This window comes from Rhodovulum sp. 12E13 (assembly GCF_003340565.1).
GTDB lineage: Bacteria > Pseudomonadota > Alphaproteobacteria > Rhodobacterales > Rhodobacteraceae > HLUCCA09.
On record NZ_QPLK01000038.1, the window covers coordinates 1 to 20,746 of the forward strand.

The window sequence follows — 20,746 nt, forward strand, 5'->3', positions numbered from 1 at the left end:
CGGCTGTAGCGTTTCACCCATGGCGTGCTCCGAGGGCTGCTGTCGGACTTGGTGTAGCAACTTGATTCTACAGAGCTTTCGCGGGCACGCCAGCCATTACCCCCGATTTCGATGAATAAGGCGGGTTTACCACATCTACAGCGAAGCTGTGGGCACCGACCCCAGCCAGCTTCTCAACGACGGGATCCGTGCGGCGGACCGGCCCGGCCTGCTTCAGGTGGGCACCAACAAGTGGCGGCTGCAACGGCGCGGGAGCCCCATTCAGGAGTGACCGTTGGCGCGCCGCTTCGGCCGAGGTTTCCTCATCGGGCACGAATGCATGACCCGCGCCGACGGTGTCGCGGATCGGCAACCTCTCCGGGCATCTTTCCGAAACAAGCGCCCGAATGCTGTTAAGGATCGTCTGAACTACCGCTTCGGCTCAGCCGATTTTTGGGGCAAGGGTTGTCTGATGGCCGCATATCGGCCGGTAACACGGTCGATTTCGGCGTATCGCCCGGCTCGGATGGCCGAGGTCGGGCCGCTGATGCAGGACGCCGAGGAAGGCCTCAAAGGGCGGGAAGCCAGACCCCTCGGCGCATCCGGCAATCTGATACAATGGCGATCTGCCCTGTTGTGGCCTCAGTGCAGCGCTGCCCCAGCAGCGGCCAGTACCGCAAATCGGACGCTGGCATTGCTCTGGCGAGATGTTCCCACGGTCGCGACCGCGATAAGCATCGGCTGCCCGGGCGTGGCCATCGGCGTTCCCACAGCGCGTCGCTCGGTTGCCGGACCGGCCTGACGTTGCCGCCTCGCGCGTGGTTGCCGGCGCAACGCGGGCCCCAGCCGGTCGGCAGCGTGCTGAGGCGGGCAAGCCCGTGCCGCCCAGCCTTGCAAATGGCAGGTCTGAAGGCCGGCGATCAAGCGTCGTCAGCGCAGGTAGACGGCGGGAAGGTGGGCGAGGGGCATGCCCTCAGCGTCGAGCAGGTCGAGCGTCTGTCCCTCCTGGCGCGCTGTGCGGGTCAGCGACAGCGCGGCGAGCAGCGTTCGCTCCAGCGCGTCGAGCGGCGGCGGACAGGCCATGCGCGTGAGCGCCCCCGGCTCGAAGGTCAGGGCGTCGTCCGCGACCTCGTAGCGGCTGACGATCCGGTTGCAGCCAACGGTCGCGCGGAAGCGCCTCTCGGCCCCGCCATGCAGGACGAGATGCGGCTCGCGTCGGTTCGCCTGCGCGCGGACGTCGTCGCCGATCAACGAGTCGATACGCCAATAGGTGTCGGTCAGCGCGGCCTGTGGCTCGGGGCGGGTGCATGCATCGTCGCCCCGAACGGCGATGAACCGGTCGACGACGAGGCTGGCGCGCGCGGCTCCCTCCGTTGCGGGCCGCAGGGCGAGATCGCCCTCCACGTGCACCGTGACCGGGGCGCCGGGGCGCGGGGCCGCCTCCAGATAGGCGCGTTCGAGCGCGCCGTAACCGCCATCCTGCGCGATGGGGTAGTGGACCCCGGAGACGCATTCCTCGAAGGTCGCGGTGTCGGCCTTGTATGTCATGCGCCCGAGCATGAAGAGGTCTTCCAGCTCGGTCGGCTCGAGCGTGCCGTCGCTGGTCAGGGCATGGTCGCGGTCGGACTCGATGGGATTGCCGGCCAGGTCCGTCTGCCGTAGCCGGTCGGGCCCCTTCACCTCCCAGACGAGCGGCATCTCGGAGGCCCCGTGCAGCACGATGGCGTCGCGTGCGGGGTCGGCATACCAGCGCCCGATCTCGTCGCGCCGGGAGGGGCTGGTCTCGCCCCCCAGCCATTCCCGGCGCATCTGGTAATACTGGTCTGGCCAGAGATCCAGGTGATGGCGCACGCCCTCGAAATCGGCGAACGGCAGCGTGCCCCGGAACGTGGCGGGCAAGCGCAGCCCGTGGGCCGGAAGCGGTCCGGCCGGGCCCGAGCTGTCCGGCCCGGCTCGCTTCAGAACGAGTTCCACGCCGTGCGGTCCGTCCTGCTGCAGGACGCGGGTCACCGTGTCGGCGGTGAACAGCAGGCGGCCCTGGTGGCGCAGCGTGGCCCGGAGGGCATAGAACGACCGCGAGTCGAGCGCGGCTGGGTCGTACCCGATGGCGAAGGCGATCGGCGGCTGGCCGGGGTCGTCGATCACTGTGCGGGCGAGGGGCCGCGCGGGGGCGTCGGCCCGCGAGATGTCGGCGATCACCGCCTCGAAGGTGGCGCCTTGCGGCAGCGCGATCCGCTCGCGGATCAGGGCGGTGCCGGTCAGCGTCTCGGCTGCCGCGGCCGGCACGCAGGCGGCGCCCGCGAGCAGCAATCCGAGCAGGCGCGCAACGACACGGCCGACAAGAGAGGGCGGCGACGCAGGGCACGCGCGGCGCGTGGCCCCGAGGCGCGCCCCTTCGCCAGGTGCAGTTTCGTACGTTGTCATGCTGACCCACCGCTCATTGCCCGATGACCGTCCGTAGCGCCGAGCGGGATGCCGCGGCAAGCGAAGCGACCGGTTTCGGGTGCCGCGGGGGGAGACAGGCATCGCGATTGGACGTAGCGATGGGGAAGATCCCGATGGTGTGAGTGCCCCGCGAGGTGGTGGCAAGGCTGCTTATCCGCCGCGGCAATCACGTTCGATTCAGGCGATGGATCTTCCGCCGGAATCGTGCAGCAGGGTCCGTGCAGCCCTTTCCCGGTCGTTCGCTGCACCGCATCGGACAACCGGGAAAGGGCGACCCGCGACGTATGTCGACACGATGCGTCCAGTCTGGCGACCGGCCTGTCTCCCCCGGTCGTTTGCACCGCAGGATGAGGCCGCGGCGGGAGGGATCACCGGGGCGCGGCAGTCGGGGGGTCCCCGGCAGGCGCGGCCTCTCCGAACTCCGTGCGGGCCAGGACCTCTCTCAGGGTGTCGATGAAATCCGACAGGCTGCGCGACCAGGGGTGGCCCTTGCGCCAGATGAGGCCGTAGCTCATCCGCATCCAGTTCTCCCAGACAGGAAGCACCACGAACTCGCCGCGCCGGAGGTCGTCGCGGATGAAGGCAGGCGGCGCGGCGCTGATCGCGCGTCCGTTGCGCACCGCCGCGGTCATCGCGGAGAAGGAATCGGCGCAGATCGCCGGGACGAAGTCGCCGGTTTGGGGGTCGATGCGCCCTGCCGCCCCGAGGTCGGACGGGATGTTGGCGAGGTAGCGCCCCTGCATCAGCGGCGCCGCCCAAGGGTACCGCATCAGGTCCGCGAGCGTTGGGTCGTTCTTGCCCGCCAGCGGATGCTGCGCGCTGCAGAAGATGACCATCGGCGTGTCGAAGAGCTGTTCCGCCTCCAGCTCGTCGTGTTCCTGTGCCGAGGGCACGTCGGTCATGGCGAGGTCGCAACGGCCCTCCCGGAGCTCCCGCAGGCAGGTGCGCCAGTCGCGCACGATCAGCCGGCCGGCGGGGCGGCGGCGCTTGGCCGCATGGGCTGCGAAGGCGGCGAGGCCCACCGCCTCGGCCACGAAGGGCCCGACGGCCACGCGGAACTCGTCGCTCCCCTGGCGGCGATGGTCCTCGATGGCGCGGGCGAGGTCCTCGAAGCCGGCGATCAGGGGGTCGCAGCGCTGCAGCACGATCTCGGCGACGGCCGTCGGGTTGACGGAGGTGCGGCTGCGCTCGAAAAGGCGCGCGCCGATTGTCTCCTCGAGCCGCGCGAGCGCACGGCTGAGGCTGGGCTGGCTCATGCCCAGATCCTCCGCCGCGCGCGCGAAGTTCCTGTGCGCGGCGAGGGCGCGCACGATCCTGAGGTCCCGAACGGTCCTCATCGATGTCGAAAATGCATCACAACGGCCCGTTTATGCATTGGACACGGGGCTGCCCACAACCCAAAAGGCCCACCGGCGGTCCGCGGCCCTGCGAACGGGGCACCCCGCGCTCTTCGTCCGTGCCGGACCCGGAGCGCCCCGCTGGCGGGCCGCCCGATCATTCGCCGCAAGCCTACAAGGACAGCCCTTCGTGTTCGACCGACCCCATGCCCCCCGTGCGCCCGCAGCGGCGATTCTCCGGGGCACGCGCCTGATCGTGGCGCGGGTGCTGACGGCGCTCGCCGTTCTCGTGCTCCTGCCGGTCGCGGCTCTCGCCCAGGGGCCCTGGAGCGGCGAGTGGCAGACCTACTGGCGCGACGGCGCGGCGATCCTCTCGCTGGACCAGGATGGCGACCGGGTGACCGGCACCTACGAGCCGGGCGGCGGCCGGGTCGAGGCGACGGCCGACGGCGCCCGGCTCGTCGGCACATGGCAGCAGCGGGGCGCATCGGGCAACTTCGTCTTCGCGCTGGATGCGGACGGGGCCGTGTTCACCGGCCGCTACGAGAGCGGCGAATACTGGAACGGCGAGCGCATCGATCCGGCCGCCGCCGCGACGGGACCCTTCACGCGGACCGATACGCCGCGCGAGGCGCTGCGCACCCTGCTCGCCGCGGGAAATCGTGTCGCCTACGAAGGCGAGCCCACCGCGATGCGGATGGTCGAGCGGCTCATGACCTTCGAGGGCGCGCCGTCGGACAGCCGCGAGGAGGCGCTGCGACGCAGGCTTCTCTGGGCACTCGTCGACCTGTCGACCTTCCGTCTCAGGAATGCGCCCGGATCGGTCGACGGCGATACGGCGGTCTTCCGTATCGGGCCCGCGGGCACGACCGAGACCTTCGAACTGCGCTTTCGGCGTGCCTCCGAGGGCTGGGTTCTCGTCGTGCCGCCGCTCGACGTCATCCAGACGGATACCGCCCGCCTCCTCGACGCCCTCGGCCACGCCTCCATCGACGAAGCGCGCGCCGCGCGCGCCGACAGCCCCCGCGGGGCGCTGCGCCGGTTCGTTCTCGGCACGAAGGACTGGGACGGCCCGGGGCGCGACCGGGCCCTCGCGGCGCTCGACCTGTCCTACCTTCCGGCACAGCTCTACGAGATCCAGGCGCCCGTGCTCGCCGACTATCTCAAGCGGGTGCTCGACCGGGCCGGATACCCGATCTGGCAGGAAATCCCCGACGACCCCGCGCGGCCCACGCCCTACGAGCATTACCGCCACCCGGCGGGCGCGATCGTGATCGAGCGGTCCGTCACGGCCGAGGGCGAGCCCGGGCCCTGGCTCTTCACGGCCGACACGATGCGCGGCGCGCCGGACCTGTTCACCGCCATGCAGGACCTCGCCGTCGCCGACGGACTCCGCGACGCCGCGCCCCTTACCGACTTCTTCCGGCTGCGCCAGGCGGTGCGGGACAGGGCGCCGGCGCTGACCCTGCGTTACGGGCTGCTCGAGGCCTGGCAATGGGGCCTGCTCGTCGGGGCCGGGATCGCCGCCGTTCTTCTCGGCTGGGCTGCGGGGCGCGCCGCGACGGCGCTTCTGCGCGGTCTCGACCGATGGCTGTCGCTGGAACTGGAGCCGGCCACGATCCGCCGGCTCGACTGGCCGTTGCGGGTGGCGGTGGCGGGCATGGCCGCGATCTTCGCCTTCGGATGGCTCGGCCTCGCGCAGACCGCCCTCGAAGGCGCGAGCCTCGCGATCACCTTCGTCACCACGCTGGCCATCGCGCTGGTCCTGTTCCGTCTCGTGGGCCTTGTCGGCACCCATCTTCGCCACCGTGCCGAGGAAACGCCGAGCGTCGTCGACCAGATCTTCGTCTCGCTCGCGACGGGGCTGGTGCAGATGCTGATCGTCATCGGCGGGATCGTCGCGCTCGCCGAGATCGTGGGCCTGCCCTACGAGGGCGTTCTGACCGGCCTCGGCGTGGGCGGCATCGCCCTGGCCTTCGCGGCGCGGGACACGGTGTCGAACCTGCTGGCCGGCGCCATCCTGATGGCCGACCGGCCGTTCCGTCAGGGCGACCTGATCGAGACCGATCACGGGCTGGCCACGGTGGAGCTGGTCGGCCCGCGCTCGACACGGATGCGCACGCTCGACGACACGCTCCTGGTGCTGCCCAACGCCCAGCTGACCGACCGGGGCATCTTCAACTACAACAAGCGACGCCGGCGCAAGATCCTCCTGCAGATCGGGCTCACCTATGACACCCCGCGCGACAGGCTCGACGCGTTCGTCGAGCGGCTTTCGGACACCTACCAGGCCCAGGACCGCGCCGACCCCACCAGCGGATGGGTGGGCATGACAGGGGTCGGGCCGTCGTCGATCGACATCGAGCTCTGGGGGTATTTCCGCGTCTACAGCCACGATGGCTTCGTGAAAGCCCGCCACGCCCTCGTCGGCGACATCATCGAGCTCGCGAAAGAGGTCGGCGTGACCTTCGCCTTCCCGACGCGGACGGTGCATGTGGCCGCCGAAGGAGCGGAGCCCCGCAACCAGCTCGCGCGCCCGGAACCCGCCGGGGACGTGTCTGCGGCAGACGCGCGCTGAGAGCGAGAGCGGGGCGGGCCGCGCGCTCCGCGCCTTTGCCGATACACGGCCCCATCGCGCCGCGGGGGGCTTGCCCCGCTGCTCGCACATGCCCCCCCCTCCCGGGGCCGATATACGTCTGCCGCACCTTCCGCCTCCGAACCATGCGTCGTCCCGGCGCGAGAGCGGTGAGCGGCGATCTCGTACGCCGGTTCCGCGCGGGCCTGTCGGCGAGCGGGCGCTATCGCACTGCAAGGTCGTGGCACCGTGATGCACAACGTGCATCACACACCCGGAACTCTGCATTGGACAGTATCGGCTCCGCCAAGGGACAAGGCAGCCGCTGCAGGGCGTGGCGTGCCGGTTTCCGGTTCCTCGTGGCGCATGCCGGTCCGCGGCCTATCGCGAGGCGTGCCTTCCACGTCCGTTCCAACCGGAGATTGAACCCTGATGACCGCAAAGATCCAACGCGGCGCGCCCCGGGCCGAAGGCCTGACGCGCCGCGCGCTTCTGAAATCCGCACCGGCCACCGGCCTTGCCCTGGGCTCCGGCGCCTTCGCTGGCACGCTGGCCTCCACGACGGCGCCCGCGCGCGCGCAGACCGGGCAACCCCCGCTGCAGGGTCCGGGCATCGAGACGTCGAGCGGGCAGGCGATCTATTCGCTGCCCCGCGACCATGCCTGGCATGGCAGCGAGTTCTACCAGTCCAACGACTTCAACGAGTGGCACTACATCACGGTGCTCGGTCGTGACCTCGACACCGGCGAGCGCATCTCGGTGTTCTGGGTGCCGCTCAGCCAGGGCTGGGTCGCGGCGGAGGGCCGGCCGCTGCACAACGTGCTCTTCGCCTTCCACAACCTCGACACTGGCGAGTTCCACACCGCGCTGCTCTACATCACCGGGCCGATGACCACCGAAGGCTCGGGCCCGGACGCGGAAGACTTCCACTTCCGCTACGAGATCGACGACGGCGAGAGCGCTTTCACCACGGCGTACGAACATGCCACCGAGACATGGACCTTCGCCGGCTACACGACGAAGAAGGACGAATGGAACGAGCCGTTCCGCCTCTCGATGACGTCGGTGGCCCAGGCGCCGGGCTATGCGCCGATGGCCTATTGGGGGCTGGAGAGCATCGGGGTTGATCCCCAGCAGCGCCAGAACCCGGAGACGATGTACGGCCTGACCCTGTATTACACGGCGCCGGACATGGCCACGACGGGTGAACTCGAAGTGGCCGGCCGCACCGTCCGCTTCGAAGGGACCGGCTGGTTCGAGCACCAGTGGGGCAACTTCCGCAACACGTATCAGTATCGCTATTTCTGGGCCTGGTTCCGGTTCGAGGAGAGCGGCGACCTGATGACCTTCCGCCAGTACTACGAGGGCGAGGACTTCCGGAATCCGAACTACAACGTGAATCGCTACTTCTACATGGACGGCGAGACCTTCGAGCGGAGCTACGCCTTCGGCCCGGCCTTCAAGCTCATCCCCGAGCGGATGTGGACCTCGGAGAAGTCCGGCGTCGTCTACCCCTGGTATGGCCGGATCGAGACGCCGCACGGCACCTATTGGTACGAGCCGACCCTTGAGGAGCAGGAGGGCCTCGGCTTCGCCGGCCCCTACATCGAGGGGGTGATCCAGCTGCGCGAAGGCGGGCCGGACGGGCCGATCGTGGCGACCGGCTTCTGCGAGATGATCATGTTCACCGGGACCTACGACGACGGCACCGACCATTCGATGGGCCCGCCGATCTCTCGCGGTCTGCCCGAGAACGAGGACGGCCCCTGGACGCCCGAGCTCTGATCCCCTGATCCGGGCGCCCCACCCCCGGGCGTCCGGTGTCTCCGGCGCCGCCAGCTTCCATGGTGCGTGAGGATCCCTGTCCCTCGCAGGCCCTTCGCGTGCGGGCGGCGCCGGACCTTCTGGATACGATCGACCGATGCCCCGTCTGTCCCTGTCCACGAAAGCTGCCAAGGCGCCCCAGGCCGCCCTGTGCGCTCTGCTGCTCTCCGGTGCACCGGCGCTGGCGGGCAAGGCGCGCGATTACCTGAACGCGCCCGTGAACACCTGGGTGACCTTCTACAACCTCGGCTTCTCCAGCAGCGTCGCCCCCGTCACCGGGGGTGCGGCCTACGGCATCTCCGGGGTCACGACCGACGTCACCTCGCAGTCGCTGATCGTCTCGCGCATCCTCGACGTCGGCGGGCGCACGGGCGGGCTGTCAGTGGTGCTGCCCCACGCCGACATCGACGTCGCCGCCGGCCCGTTCGGCGCCGGCGCCGCCGGGACGGGCGACATCGGGATCGTCGCCGAGGTCAACCTGTTCGGCGCGCCCGCGCTGAGCCGCGAGGCCTTCGCCGACTGGACGCCGGAGACCTTCGCCTCGGTCCATCTGCTCGCGACGCTGCCCACCGGCCGCTACGACCCGGACGCGTCCGTCAATGTCGGCTCCAACCGCTGGAGCCTCGCACCCACGATCAACTACAGTTACACCCCGGATGCTGGCTGGACGTGGCTCGAAGCCTACGCCACCGCCCGGATCTTCGGCGACAACACCGATGCGCCCGGCGCCGCCGAGACGCTGGAACAGCGCCCGCTCTACCAGATCGAGCTGCACGCGAGCCGCAACCTGACGCCGGATTTCTGGCTCACGGCCGACGCCTATTACGACCGGGGCGGCGAGACGGTTATCGACGGCGCCGCGCAGGACAACGCCGCCGACACCTGGCGCCTCGGCGCCGGCCTCGGCCTGCGCGTGGGCACCATCGGCACGCTCTTTGTCAATTACGACACCACCGTGTCCGCTCCGGCGGGCCAGCCCGAGGGCGAGACCTTCCGGCTGACCCTCGCCCGCCTGTGGTGACGCGCCCGCCCCTTCCCGAAAGGACCGCTCCCATGCCTGCCCCCCACCCCGCGCGTGCCCTTGCGGCTGTCGCGCTCGCCGCAATCCTGCCTGCCGCGGCGGCCGCGCAGGACGCCGACCTCGCGCAGACACTGACGAATCCGGTCGCCGACCTCGTCAGCCTTCCCGTCCAGCTGAACTTCGACGAGGGCCTCGGCGCCGACGACAAGGGCCGGCGCACGACGCTCAACATCCAGCCGGTCTACCCCGTCCGGCTCAGCGACGACTGGAACCTGATCAGCCGCACGATCATTCCGGTGATCTGGCAGGAGGACGTTCTGCCGGACAGCGAGCAGAGCGGGATGGGCGACATATTGCAGAGCGTCTTCCTGTCGCCCGCCTCTGCCGGCGCCGGGGGCGGGCTCATCTGGGGGGCGGGCCTCGCCTTCGGCCTGCCCACGGCGACCGACGACGCGCTCGGCACCGGAAAGTGGACGGCCGGCCCGACGGCGGCCGCGTTGCGGATGGATGGCCCCTTCACCTACGGCGCGCTGTTCAACCATCTCTGGTCGGTCGGCGGCGACGAGGATCGCGCCGACGTCAACCAGAGCTTCGTGCAGCCCTTCTTCTCCTACGTGTCGCCCGCCGCCGTGACCTTCACCGCCAGTGCCGAGGCCGCCTACGACTGGGAGCGCGAGGTCTGGTCTGTCCCGGTGAACTTCACCGTCGCCCGCCTCGTCGACATCGGCGGCCAGAAGGTGAGCCTTCAGGGCGGCGTGCGCTACTGGGCGGACAGCCCCGATGGCGGGCCCGAGGGCGTGGGGTTCCGCATCGGCACGACCTTCCTGTTCCCGCGCTGAACCCAAGGACGATCCTCATGCGAGACCCGGGAAGACTGGCAATTCCGGCCGTAGCGACTTTCATGCTGCTCGTCTGGGCGCTGTCGGCACCGGCACAGGACGCCGTCCCCTCGGCGGCGAGGGTCACGATCGCCGCAGCCTACACCGAAGATCTCGTCGAGGAGGTCCGGTTCATCGGGCGGGGCGAGGCGGCCGCCCGGTCGGATCTGATCGCGCGCGTGACCGGCTTCGTGCGGGAGGTCGCGGTGGCGGACGGGGCGGCGGTCGAGGCTGGCGATACCGTGTTCCGGATCGAGTCCGACAGATACGAGGCAGCGCGTGCGGCGGCCGCGGCCGAACTCGCAGGCGCGACCGCCGATCTGGAGCTCGCCCGGATCGAGCTGGACCGGAAGACGGCGCTGGTGGCGCGCGAGGCGGCGCCGCAGTCGGAACTCGATCTCGCCCGAGCCGCCGTCGCCGCCGCCGAGGCCGGCGTGGCTGCGGCGCGTGCGGCCCTCAGGCAGACGGAGCTGGACCTGGGCTATACCGTCATCACCGCTCCGTTCGATGGCCGGCTGGGGCGGATCGGTGTCAGCCCCGGCGCCTATGTCGGGCCGACCACGGAACCGCTGGCCACGATCGTGCAGCAATCGCCCATCTATGTCGCGTTCTCCCTGAGCGAAGGACAACTCGTCGACCTGCTTCAGCAGGTCCAGACGGACATCGCCGGCCTGACGGGGCGCGGCGCCGCGCCTCTGGTGTCCCTCGAACTGCCGAACGGCACCGTGCTGGAGGAACGCGGCCGCATCGCCTTTCTCGACAACCGGGTCGACCCGGAAACGGGCACCCTGACACTGCGGGCGGAATTCGACAACGCGCGCGGGCTGATCCTGGACGGCGCGTTCGTCAACGTGCGCATCCAGGCGGCGCGGCCGGTGCCGCGCCTGCTGGTGCCCCAGGCCGCGGTGCAGCGCGACCAGCGGGGCGACTTCGTCCTGGTCGTCGACGATACCGGCCATGTCGAGCAACGTCACATCACGCTCGGCCGGCAGGCCGGCACGGCCGTCGTCGTCGAGGAGGGGCTGCGCGAAGGGGAAAGCGTCATCCTCGAGGGGCTGCAGCGCGTGCGCCCCGGCGTCCCGGTCGAGGCTGTCCTGGACGGACGGCGTCCCGCGGAGCGATAGAGGCGTGCTCTCGTCCAGCTTCATCCGCCGCCCGAAGATGGCGATCGTCATCTCGACGGTGCTCACCCTGATGGGCGCGATCGCCTACGCCGTGCTGCCGGTCGAGCAGTTCCCCCGGATCACGCCGCCCGTCATCAGCGTCTACGCCACCTATCCCGGCGCGGACGCGGAGACCGTGGAGACCACCGTCGCGGCGCCGATCGAGGCGCAGGTGAACGGCGTGGATGGCATGATCTACATGTCGTCCGACAGCACGGACGTGGGCAATTACAGCCTCAACGTCACCTTCGAGGTCGGCACCGACCCCGACATCGCGGCGGTCAACGTGCAGAACCGCGTCGCGCAGGCGATGGCCCAACTGCCGGCCGAGGTGAAACGTGCCGGCGTTGTGACGCGCAAGTCGTCGACCAACATGCTGCTCGTGGCGACGCTGTCCTCGCCGAATGGCAGCTACGACGAGGTGTTTCTGTCCAATTACGCCTCGATCAACCTGAAGGACGCGCTGGCGCGCGTGCCGGGCGTCGGCAATGCCGAGGTGCTCACCAATTTCGCCTACGCGATGCGGATGTGGCTCGACCCCGAGCGCATGGCGGCCCTGGGCCTGACGCCGGGCGACGTGATCGCGGCGATCCGCGAGCAGAACGTCGCCGTTTCGGCCGGTCAGATCGGCACGCCGCCCGTCCCTCGAGGACAGCAGTTCCAGTACACCGTCACCGCCGAAGGGCGACTGGGCACGCCCGAGGATTTCGGCGACATCATCGTGCGCACGGGCGCGGCCGGCAGCCTCGTGCGCGTTCGCGACATCGCCCGGGTCGAGCTGGGCGCCAACTACTACAATGCGTCGGGACGATACGACGGCCGGCCGGCCACGGTGCTCGCCGTCTACCAGGCGCCCGGCGCCAACGCGCTCAAGGTGGCCGAGGGCGTGCGCGCCGAGCTCGACCGGCTGTCGCGCGCCTTCCCGGAGGACGTCGCCTACGACGTGCCCTTCGACAGCACCGATTTCGTCGAGCAATCGCTGAACGACGTGGTGACGACCCTGATCGCGGCCTTCGTGCTGGTGATCTCGGTCGTGTTCGTCTTTCTCGGAAGCGTGCGGGCCACCGTGGTGCCGGCGGTGGCGATCCCGGTCTCGCTGATCGGCACCTTCGCCTTCCTGCTGCTGTTCGGGATGTCGCTGAACACGATATCGCTCTTCGCGCTGGTGCTCGCCATCGGGATCGTGGTCGACGACGCCATCGTCGTGGTCGAGAACGTCGAGCGCATCCTCGCGGAGGAGCCGGAGCTCACGGTCGCCGAAGCGACGGCCAGGGCCATGGCCGAGGTCACCGCGCCCATCGTCGCCACGACACTCGTGCTGCTGGCGGTGTTCGTGCCCGTCACCTTCATGCCCGGCATCTCCGGACGGCTCTTCTCGCAATTCGCGGTGACGATTTCGGTCGCCGTGGTCATCTCGTCGATCAACGCGCTCACCCTCTCGCCGGCGCTGTGCGCGATGATCCTCGACCGCCGGGCGGGCCCGCCGAAGGGGCCTCTGGCCACCTTCGAACGGGTCATCGCTGCGGCTCGCCTCCGGTATGTCGGCGTCGTCCGCCGCCTCGTGCGGCTGCCGCTCCTCGGTCTTGCGCTGCTTCTGGCCGTCGGGATCGGCTCTGGCGCTCTGTTCGGCGGCCTGCCCCGGGGGTTCCTGCCGCTCGAGGACAACGGCTACCTCTTCGTCGACGTGCAGTTGCCCGACGCGGCGTCGCTGGAGCGCACCGAGGGCGTTACCGAACGGGTCAACGCGCAGCTGATGGCGCTCGAGGGCGTTGCCGATACCGTGCTCGTGAACGGCTTCAGCCTGCTCGGCGGTGCGGGCGCGAACGGTGCGATGGTGATCGTCAACCTCGAGGGCTGGAGCGCGCGGGCCGATCCGGGCCTGAGTGCCGATGCCATCCTCGCCCGCGTGCTCGACATCGCGAACCGCGAGGCTGCGGCGAACGTCATCGCCTTCAACCCGCCCCCGATACCGGGCCTCGGCACGAGTGCGGGCGTCGAGCTGAAAGTGCAGCAGGCCGGCGGCGGCAGCGCACGGGACCTCTCGGCCGCGCTGGGCTCGCTCGTCTATGCCGCCAATCAGCGGCCCGAGCTCGCCCAGGTCTACACGAGCTTTCGGGCCAACGTGCCGAAGGTATTCGTGGAGCTCGACCGGGAAAAGGCGAAATCTCTCGGTGTCGGCGTGGACGATGTGTTTCAGACGCTGCAGGCCTATCTCGGCTCGATCTACGTCAACGACTTCAACCTCACCGGCCGGACCTTCCGGGTGATGGTGCAGGCCGAGGGCGAGTTCCGGAACGTCGTGGACGACATAGGCGCGCTTCACGTCCGGTCCGACGCCGGCGCGATGGTGCCCCTGTCGACCCTCGTGCGCACGGAGACCGTGCTCGGCCCCGTCGTGCTGAACCGCTACAACGTGTTTCGCGCGGCCACGGTCACCGCGGTGCCCGCGCCGGGATTCTCGACCGGAGACGCGATCGCCGTGCTGGAGGAGACGGCCGCGACGGCGCTGCCGCCAGGCTACGCCTACGCGTGGACCGGAACCGCACAGCAGCAGCTCGCCGCCGGCAACATCGTGCTCCTCGTGCTCGCCGCGGCGGTGATCTTCGGCTACCTCTTCCTCGTCGCCCAGTACGAAAGCTGGACGATGCCGCTGGCGATCCTCCTTTCCGTTACGGTCGCGCTGTTCGGCGGCCTCGTGGCGGTGAGCGTCGCCGGGCGTGACGTGAACCTCTACACGCAGATCGGGATGATCATGCTGATCGGGCTGGCGGCGAAGAACGCCATCCTGATCGTCGAATTCGCCATGGAGCGGCGCGCGGCCGGCCTCGGCATCCGGCAGGCCGCGCTGGCCGCGGCGGAGCAGCGCTTCCGGGCGGTGATGATGACGGCGCTGTCGTTCCTGCTCGGCGTCGTGCCGCTGCTCGTGGCGACGGGGGCGGGGGCCGCCAGCCAGCAGGCCATCGGCATCCCCGTTTTCGGCGGGATGCTCGCGGCGACGGTCCTGGGCATCGTCCTCGTGCCCGTCCTCTACGTGCTTCTCCAGGCTGTCCGCGAGCGCATGCGCGCGCGTGCCGCACGGGGGCGGCGACCGATTGGCTGAGAGCTGGGGGCACGCCGACGGCCCGCGTCCGACACCCGCCACGCCGAGTGCGGCGGGGCAGCTTGCGGCGCCGGTCGCCCCCGGCCCCGGATCGCCCCGGCCCGCTCATTCCTAAACGACATTGGAGCCGCACAAGTCTGCATTGGACAGCCGCGCGCCCGGGCGCGGATAAGGCCGCCGTACAGAGTGATGCTGCCGGGCCCGGCGGCCGGAGGCCCGGTCATTTCTTGACGTGTCGAAATCGTGAAAGGGACAGACCAGATGGACCGCAGACTGCTGTGGAAACTGCTCGCCGCAGGCACCGCACTGACCGCAGCGCGCGTTCGTGGGCGGTCGTCCTTGCCCTGACGGTCGGATCCGGGCCTCCCGGCAGGCGGCATGGAAGCTCTACGCCCGCCTTCACCTTTCCGCAAAGAAAGCCGCACGAATGCAGATCACCCCCGTCTTCCTGATCGCCCTCGCCATCTGCGTGCCCGTGGGGCTGTGGGGGGTCGTGGCGCCCCAGGCCATGGCCGGCAGCGTTCTCGGCCTCACGGCGTGGTTCATGGTGGGCGCGAGCTGGTGGTGGCTGGCGCTCTGCTCGGGGTTCGTGATCTTCGCCGCCGTGCTTGCGCTGGGGCCGTGGGGGAACATCCGCCTCGGCGCCGACGACGACCGGCCGGAGTTCTCGACCGTCTCGTGGATCGCGATGCTGTTCGCCGGGGGCATGGGGGCGGGCCTGCTGTTCTGGGGCGTGGCCGAGCCGGTCACGCATTTCGCCGCGCCGCCGGGGATGGAGGGGGGCACCGCCGAGGCGGCCCGCGCCGCGATGGTGATCACCAACCTGCACTGGGGCCTGCACGCCTGGTCGATCTACGGCATCTGCGCCCTGATCATTGCCTATTTCACCTACCGCCGCGGCGGCAGGCCGCTGATCTCCACCCCGCTCGTCGGGCTGATCGGCGGGCGGGCCGAGCGCGGCGTGCTGGTGGCGGCGGACGTGCTCGGCGTGGTCGCGGTGGTCTTCGGCCTCGCGGGATCGCTGGCGATGGGCGCGCTTCAGGTGCGCTCGGGCCTCGCGAGCGTGATCGACGTCCCCGAGACGATCGGCGTCGCGCTGGCGATCCTGGCGGTCCTCTACGCGGCTTACATGATCTCGACGCTCACCGGCGTCGAGAAGGGCATGAAGCTTCTGTCCAACATCAACATGGTGCTCGCCCTCGCCATCATGCTCTTCATCATGCTGGTCGGGCCCACCGCCTTCATCTTCGAAAGCGCGGTGGACACGCTGGGCGCCTACGTCTCGCAGATCGTGACGCTCTCGTTCCGCCTGTTCCCCTACGAGGGGCTGACCGAGTGGTCGGCGAGCTGGACGCTGACCTACCTGATCTGGTGGCTCGCCTGGGGGCCGTTCGTCGGCGTCTTCATCGCCCGGATCTCGAAGGGCCGCACGATCCGCGAGTTCTGCGCCGGTGTGATCCTCGTGCCGACGCTGTTCTCGATCCTGTGGTTCGCGGTGTTCGGCGGCGCCGGCATCTACGTGGAGCTGTTCGGCCCCGGCGGCCTCTCGGCGCTGGTGGCCGACAACGTCTCCGAGGCGCTGTTCGCCTTCTTCGGTTACTTCCCGCTCGCGGGGCTCCTCAGCGCGGCGGCACTCGCGCTGATCTTCATCTTCCTCGTCACCTCGGCGGATTCCGGCACCTTCGTGCTGTCGATGATGACGACGGACGGACGTCTCGAACCGCCCGCCTCGGCCAAGATCGTCTGGGGCAGCCTCGCCGCGATCATCACCGCCGCGACGCTGCTGTCGACCTCGGTGGAGGTGGCGCGCGCGATGGCCACGCTCGGCGCCATCCCGTTCTCGGCGGTGCTCGTGCTGCAGATCGTGGGCTTCCTGCGTGCGCTCGCGGCCGAACCGGCCGGCCGGACTCCGGCAGAGAAGGCTGCGTGATGCGGGGGATCACCGCGCTCTGCCTCGCAGCCCTGCTGCTGCTCTCGGCCTGCACGCGCACGCCCGTCGTCGTCGCCTCCAAGGACACCGTGCAGGACCGGATCCTCGGCGAGATGATGGCGCTGACGCTGGAGGCGCGCGGGCTGCCCGTCGAGCGCCGGATCGGCCTCGGCGACAGCGCGGATGCCTTCCAGGCGCTGCGCGCGGGCGATATCGACGTCTACCCGGAATACTCGGGCACCGCGCTCGCGCTGCTCGACGCGCCGCCGGAGACGGACCCCGGCGTCGTGCGCGCCCGTCTGGCGGCGCCCTTCGCGGCGCTCGGCCTCGAGTTCCTCGCGCCCTTCGGCTTCGAGTCGCGCTTCGTGCCGGTGACGCGGCGGGCCCTCGCGCAAGGCGAGCGGCTCGCCCGCGTCGGCGACCTCGCCCCGATCGCAGGCGAGCTGCGCCTCGGTGTGAGCCGCAGCTTCGCGGAGCGTCCGCGCGACGGCCTGATAGGCTTTCTCGAGCAGTTCGGCCTCGATTTCCGCGATGTCGTCGTCGTCGGAGAGGAGCGACGCGAGAGCCTTTACCAGATGCTCGTCGACGAGCGGATCGACGTGATGATTGGGTTCTCGACCGACCCGCAGATCCTTGATTTCGGCCTGGCGACGCTGGTCGTGGACATGCCCTTCTTCCCGGCCTACGAGGCCGCCCCGCTGACGAGTGACGCCGCATTGTCGCGGCATCCAGGGGTGCCGGACGCGCTGGCTCCGCTGGCCGGAGCGATCGACGCGGCGACGCTGCGCGGACTGGTGCGGCAGGTGCAGGTGACGGGCCGAACGCCGCGGGCCGTGGCCGCGATCGCGCTCGCGCAACTCGACATTGCCGGGGGAGGCGCCGCGACGCCGCCGGAGATCCCGCTTGCCCTCGCCATCGATCCGCTCGAACTCGGCAGCACCCCCGCGAACCGTGCCCTCGACGCGGTGCGCACCGCGATGCCGGGCCGCGCCGTGGCGCTGGCACCGACCTCGCGCCCGCTCGCGGCCCTTGCCGCGGGCGAGACCCGCATGGCCGTCGTGCCTGCGGCCGCGCATTTCCGGATGACGCCGGGCGGTGCGGTGCGCGACGAGACGGTCGAGGCGATCGGCGTGGTCGGGCGATCCGTCCTCTACGCCTTCGCGGCAGATGAGGGGCCGGCGCGCCTCGGTGGCGCGGGTGTGGTGGCCACGGGGCCGGAAGGCTCGCCGAGCCACCTCGTCGCCTCTGTCCTGGCCCGACACGCCGAGACGGCCGTCATGCTCGCCCCGCAGGCCGAGAGCGGCGCCGCGGCCGTCGGCGCGGCGATCGCGGATGGTGCGGCCGATGTCGGGCTTGTGATCGCGAGCCGTCAGCGCGGCGACGTGGTGGAGGCGCTTCGCGCCGATCCGTCCCTGCGCCTCGTGGACGCCTCCGCCTGGTGGCAGGGGCCCGCGCGCCTCGCCCTGCCGTTCCTCGCGCAGGCCACGCTGCGCCCGGAAACCCATCCCGGCCTCGGCCGCGCGGTCTCCGTGCTGTCCATGCAGACGGTGATCACCGGGCCGGCGCCGCCCGAGGCGGCCGGCCTCGGCCGGCAGGGCCCGATCTCCTTCGACATGCGCGTGCAGCCGCTCACGGATACGACCGTGCGCGCGATCGACAGGGCGCTCGGCACGCGCCCCGACGTGGGCGCCAGCCTTCGCGCCGCCCCCGCGCTCGCGCCGCGCCCGCCCGAGGCGCCCACGGCGCGCAACCCGCGGCCTGACCAGGCCCTGCTTACGATGGGCATCTTCGCCTACCTCGCCCTCGCCGGCTGGCTGCTTGTCCGGCGGGGGCCGGGAGGTTCACCGCGGCATGGCCCGGGCGCTCGATCGACCGCGGGCCCCTCCGGCGGGCGGCCGGCGTCGTCCAGCACCCCCCAGACACCGGAGCACTGACATGGATCGCCTCGTCCCTCGCGTTCTCGCGCTTCTGCTTCTCCTTGTGGCCCCCATGTCCGTCTCGGCACAGGGGGAGACGGCCGGCGCGGACGCCGCCTCCGAAAGCGCTTCTGCGGACGGCGTCGCGCCGCCGCCTGCGGATGAGGGGCCGGGGTTTCCGGCGGGCCTTGCCGACCCCGCGATCCCGCTCGACGAGCTTCGCCTGCGGCTCGTGCCCCTGACCGTCGAGGAGCTCACCGTGCTCGCCGACGCATGGCGGGCGAATGCCCGCGACGCCACGCTCGCCGTCGTCGAGCGCAGCCTCGAGCTCCGGGAGGCAGGGACCCGCGCGACCGAGGCCGACCGCGCGGCCCATGCCGATCTGCTGGAGGCACGCGGCCTGATATTCGAGAAATACGGCGCCGTCGTCGCCAGCCTCGAGGGCAAGGGCGGCGATCCGGCCCTGATCGACTCGCTCAGGACCTACCGCACGGCCATTTCCGTCGAAGAGACGGCGACGCTCGAGCCGCGCGAGATCGTCGCCAACGTCCTCTCCTGGCTCGTGTCGCCGGAGGGGGGGCTCCAGTTCGCGCTTCGCGTCGCGGTGGTCGTGGGCTCGCTCCTTGGCCTGTTGATCGTGGCGAAGATCGTCCGCGCCTGGGCGCGGCGCCTTCTGGGGCGCGTGCCGGACCTGTCGAAGCTCTTGCAGGGATTTCTGGCCATGGTCGTCTACTGGCTGGTGATCGCGGTGGGCCTGATGATCGTGCTCGCGGCGCTGGGGGTGAACATCACGCCGCTCTTCGCGCTCGTCGGCGGCGCCTCGTTCATCGCGGCCTTCGCGATGCAGGATACCCTGGGCAACCTTGCCGCGGGGCTGATGATCATGATCAACCGCCCCTTCGACCAGGGCGACTACGTGACGGTCGCGGGCGTCGGCGGCACCGTCCGGAAGGTCTCCGTGGTCTCGACCACGGTGACGACGCCCGACAACCAGGTGATCGTGATCCCCAATTCCAAGGTCTGGGGCGACGTGATCGTCAACACCACCGCCTCCGAGACGCGGCGCGTGGATATGGTCTTCGGCATCGGCTACGAGGATTCGATCGAGCTTGGCCAGGACACGCTCGAGGAGGTGATTTCCAGCCATCCGAAGGTGTTGAAGGATCCCGCACCGGTCATCCGCGTCAACGAGCTCGGCGAGAGCTCCGTCAACTTCGTCGCCCGGCCCTGGGTGCGGGCGGAAGACTACTGGGAGGTCTACTGGGACCTGACCCAACAGGTGAAAGAGGCCTTCGACGCGCGCGGCCTGACGATCCCGTTCCCGCAGACCGAGATGCGCATCAAGGCCGACCCGCGTGGCGCCACATCCATTGCCCCGGTCGCCTGACGCGGTCGCAGTGCTCCCCGGCCGACGCATGCTCGCGGCACCTTTCGGGACGACCTCGCCGAACTCGGTCAGGTGGCCCCGAAGCGCGTTGATCGTCTGCGTGCGTTGCCGGATCAGCAGCTCGCGCACCCGGAAGACGGCCGCCGCGCCCTGCGTCTCCTCGCTCTTCACCGGCACGAACCGCCGGTTCGGCCGCAATGCGTTCGGTGCGCTTACGCGGCCCCACTGGCGACAGGGTCACGCCTCACCGCAGATCGCCTCGGCATCTGCCGCATCGCTCTTCTGCCTGCGCACGAAAGGCGTCACGTAGGCCGGTGGGATCAGCCGGACCTCGTGTCCCAGCTTGCCGATCTCCCGCCCCCAGAAGTGCGCCCCGCCGCATGGCTCCATCGCCACCGTGCAGCGCGGCAGCCCCGCCAACATCTCGAGCACCTGACCGCGCCGCACCTTCCGGCGCAGCACTGCCCGCGCCAGATCGAGCGCGACCGTGGTAATCTCCGACATGACCGCCCTCTTCGTGGATCGTCGCTGACCCATCTTGGCACACCGGATGCCGTCGGGCGCGGTCTCACACCATCAGAGCCACGGCCCCCAGAAACGGCGCCCCCGGAAACGAGAAAGGGCCCCGCGGGGCCCTTGTTTTGTTGGTCGGAGTGGCAGGATTCGAACCTACGACCCCTGCCTCCCGAAGACAGTACCAGCAATGCGCCAGCAGGAAAATAAGGTGTTTCCAGTCTCTTCTGGCGCTCTTCGCCGCGACTTCGCTGAGAATATCTGGGACGGTCCCCAGAAACAGGTGGATGCGTGGCTCTGGCGGCGGAACCGCTTACGGCCTCGCACAGAGGTCATGAACTACTGTACCGTGTTACGCCTCTGTTTCGACAAGGCGAGCACGGTGGCGTCAGCCAACCATGTTGGCGCGGGCCTGTCGGGCAGTGCCCCCTGTGGTTCTCTAATCGCCATGGTCAAGCGCCCCGCTGTTCAGGGGTGGGGATGCGGGTTGGGCTCCGGGGTTCTCTCCGAACGGTGTCCCCTGATGTTCTTTAGGATCGTCTGATCTACCTCTTCGGCTTCGCCGATTTTCGGGCAGAGGCGGTCTGACGAGGGCACGTCGGCCGGGGATGCCTGCGATTTCCGGGTATCGGCCGGCTCGAACGGCCGGTCTCGGCGTCGGAGGGCAGACTCCGCCTC

11 protein-coding genes and 1 pseudogene are annotated in these 20,746 nt (G+C 70.2%); 9 read left to right on the forward strand and 3 right to left on the reverse strand.

Going from position 1 to position 20,746, the window contains the following annotated elements; all coding sequences use genetic code 11:
- Positions 1–909 precede the first annotated feature (909 nt).
- Complete coding sequence (locus DLJ49_RS19125; RefSeq protein WP_199533446.1) at positions 910–2,265, reverse strand: YbaY family lipoprotein; 1,356 nt, start codon at positions 2,263–2,265, stop codon at positions 910–912.
- A 527-nt stretch (positions 2,266–2,792) separates the two neighbouring features.
- Positions 2,793–3,761, reverse strand: a complete 969-nt coding sequence (locus tag DLJ49_RS19130) for a LysR family transcriptional regulator (RefSeq protein WP_115395130.1) — start codon at positions 3,759–3,761, stop codon at positions 2,793–2,795.
- Positions 3,762–3,951: 190 nt separating this feature from the next.
- Between DLJ49_RS19130 and DLJ49_RS19135 the strand changes: the two genes are divergently transcribed.
- From DLJ49_RS19135 to DLJ49_RS19175, 9 genes are all read left to right on the forward strand, one after another.
- Positions 3,952–6,339, forward strand: a complete 2,388-nt coding sequence (locus DLJ49_RS19135) for a mechanosensitive ion channel domain-containing protein (protein ID WP_158547519.1) — start codon at positions 3,952–3,954, stop codon at positions 6,337–6,339.
- Positions 6,340–6,768: 429 nt separating this feature from the next.
- Positions 6,769–8,121: a lipocalin family protein gene (locus DLJ49_RS19140; protein ID WP_115395132.1), complete on the forward strand. Its 1,353-nt coding sequence runs from the start codon at positions 6,769–6,771 to the stop codon at positions 8,119–8,121.
- Positions 8,122–8,257: 136 nt separating this feature from the next.
- Positions 8,258–9,181: a transporter gene (locus DLJ49_RS19145; protein ID WP_115395133.1), complete on the forward strand. Its 924-nt coding sequence runs from the start codon at positions 8,258–8,260 to the stop codon at positions 9,179–9,181.
- A 32-nt stretch (positions 9,182–9,213) separates the two neighbouring features.
- Positions 9,214–10,020, forward strand: a complete 807-nt coding sequence (locus DLJ49_RS19150) for a transporter (protein WP_115395134.1) — start codon at positions 9,214–9,216, stop codon at positions 10,018–10,020.
- A 62-nt stretch (positions 10,021–10,082) separates the two neighbouring features.
- Positions 10,083–11,183 carry an efflux RND transporter periplasmic adaptor subunit gene (locus tag DLJ49_RS19155; RefSeq protein ID WP_233489282.1) on the forward strand — a complete coding sequence of 367 codons (1,101 nt, stop codon included), beginning with the start codon at positions 10,083–10,085 and terminating at the stop codon, positions 11,181–11,183.
- Between the two features lie 4 nt (positions 11,184–11,187).
- The gene (locus DLJ49_RS19160; RefSeq protein ID WP_115395136.1) at positions 11,188–14,322 is read left to right on the forward strand and encodes an efflux RND transporter permease subunit; all 3,135 of its coding nucleotides are present in this window, start codon (positions 11,188–11,190) and stop codon (positions 14,320–14,322) included.
- Positions 14,323–14,749: 427 nt separating this feature from the next.
- Positions 14,750–16,252: a BCCT family transporter gene (locus DLJ49_RS19165; RefSeq protein ID WP_115395137.1), complete on the forward strand. Its 1,503-nt coding sequence runs from the start codon at positions 14,750–14,752 to the stop codon at positions 16,250–16,252.
- Positions 16,252–18,186: a glycine betaine ABC transporter substrate-binding protein gene (locus DLJ49_RS19170; protein WP_115395138.1), complete on the forward strand. Its 1,935-nt coding sequence runs from the start codon at positions 16,252–16,254 to the stop codon at positions 18,184–18,186. Before DLJ49_RS19165 ends, DLJ49_RS19170 begins: the two co-directional genes overlap by 1 nt.
- Position 18,187: 1 nt before the next feature.
- Complete coding sequence (locus tag DLJ49_RS19175; RefSeq protein ID WP_115395139.1) at positions 18,188–19,555, forward strand: mechanosensitive ion channel family protein; 1,368 nt, start codon at positions 18,188–18,190, stop codon at positions 19,553–19,555.
- A 21-nt stretch (positions 19,556–19,576) separates the two neighbouring features.
- On the opposite strand, the pseudogene DLJ49_RS19180 reads toward DLJ49_RS19175, so the two are convergent.
- Positions 19,577–20,059 (reverse strand): annotated as a pseudogene (locus tag DLJ49_RS19180) (IS110 family transposase); the annotation flags it as partial.
- Positions 20,060–20,746: the final 687 nt, after the last annotated feature.

Excerpts from the sequence above, each read along its gene's own strand:
- DLJ49_RS19130 (WP_115395130.1), bottom strand. The coding sequence starts at position 3,761 with ATGAGGACCGTTCGGGACCTCAGGATCGTGCGCGCCCTCGCCGCGCAC.
- DLJ49_RS19140 (WP_115395132.1), top strand. The coding sequence starts at position 6,769 with ATGACCGCAAAGATCCAACGCGGCGCGCCCCGGGCCGAAGGCCTGACG.
- DLJ49_RS19145 (WP_115395133.1), top strand. The coding sequence starts at position 8,258 with ATGCCCCGTCTGTCCCTGTCCACGAAAGCTGCCAAGGCGCCCCAGGCC.
- DLJ49_RS19150 (WP_115395134.1), top strand. The coding sequence starts at position 9,214 with ATGCCTGCCCCCCACCCCGCGCGTGCCCTTGCGGCTGTCGCGCTCGCC.
- DLJ49_RS19155 (WP_233489282.1), top strand. The coding sequence starts at position 10,083 with ATGCTGCTCGTCTGGGCGCTGTCGGCACCGGCACAGGACGCCGTCCCC.
- DLJ49_RS19165 (WP_115395137.1), top strand. The coding sequence starts at position 14,750 with ATGCAGATCACCCCCGTCTTCCTGATCGCCCTCGCCATCTGCGTGCCC.
- DLJ49_RS19170 (WP_115395138.1), top strand. The coding sequence starts at position 16,252 with ATGCGGGGGATCACCGCGCTCTGCCTCGCAGCCCTGCTGCTGCTCTCG.
- DLJ49_RS19175 (WP_115395139.1), top strand. The coding sequence starts at position 18,188 with ATGGATCGCCTCGTCCCTCGCGTTCTCGCGCTTCTGCTTCTCCTTGTG.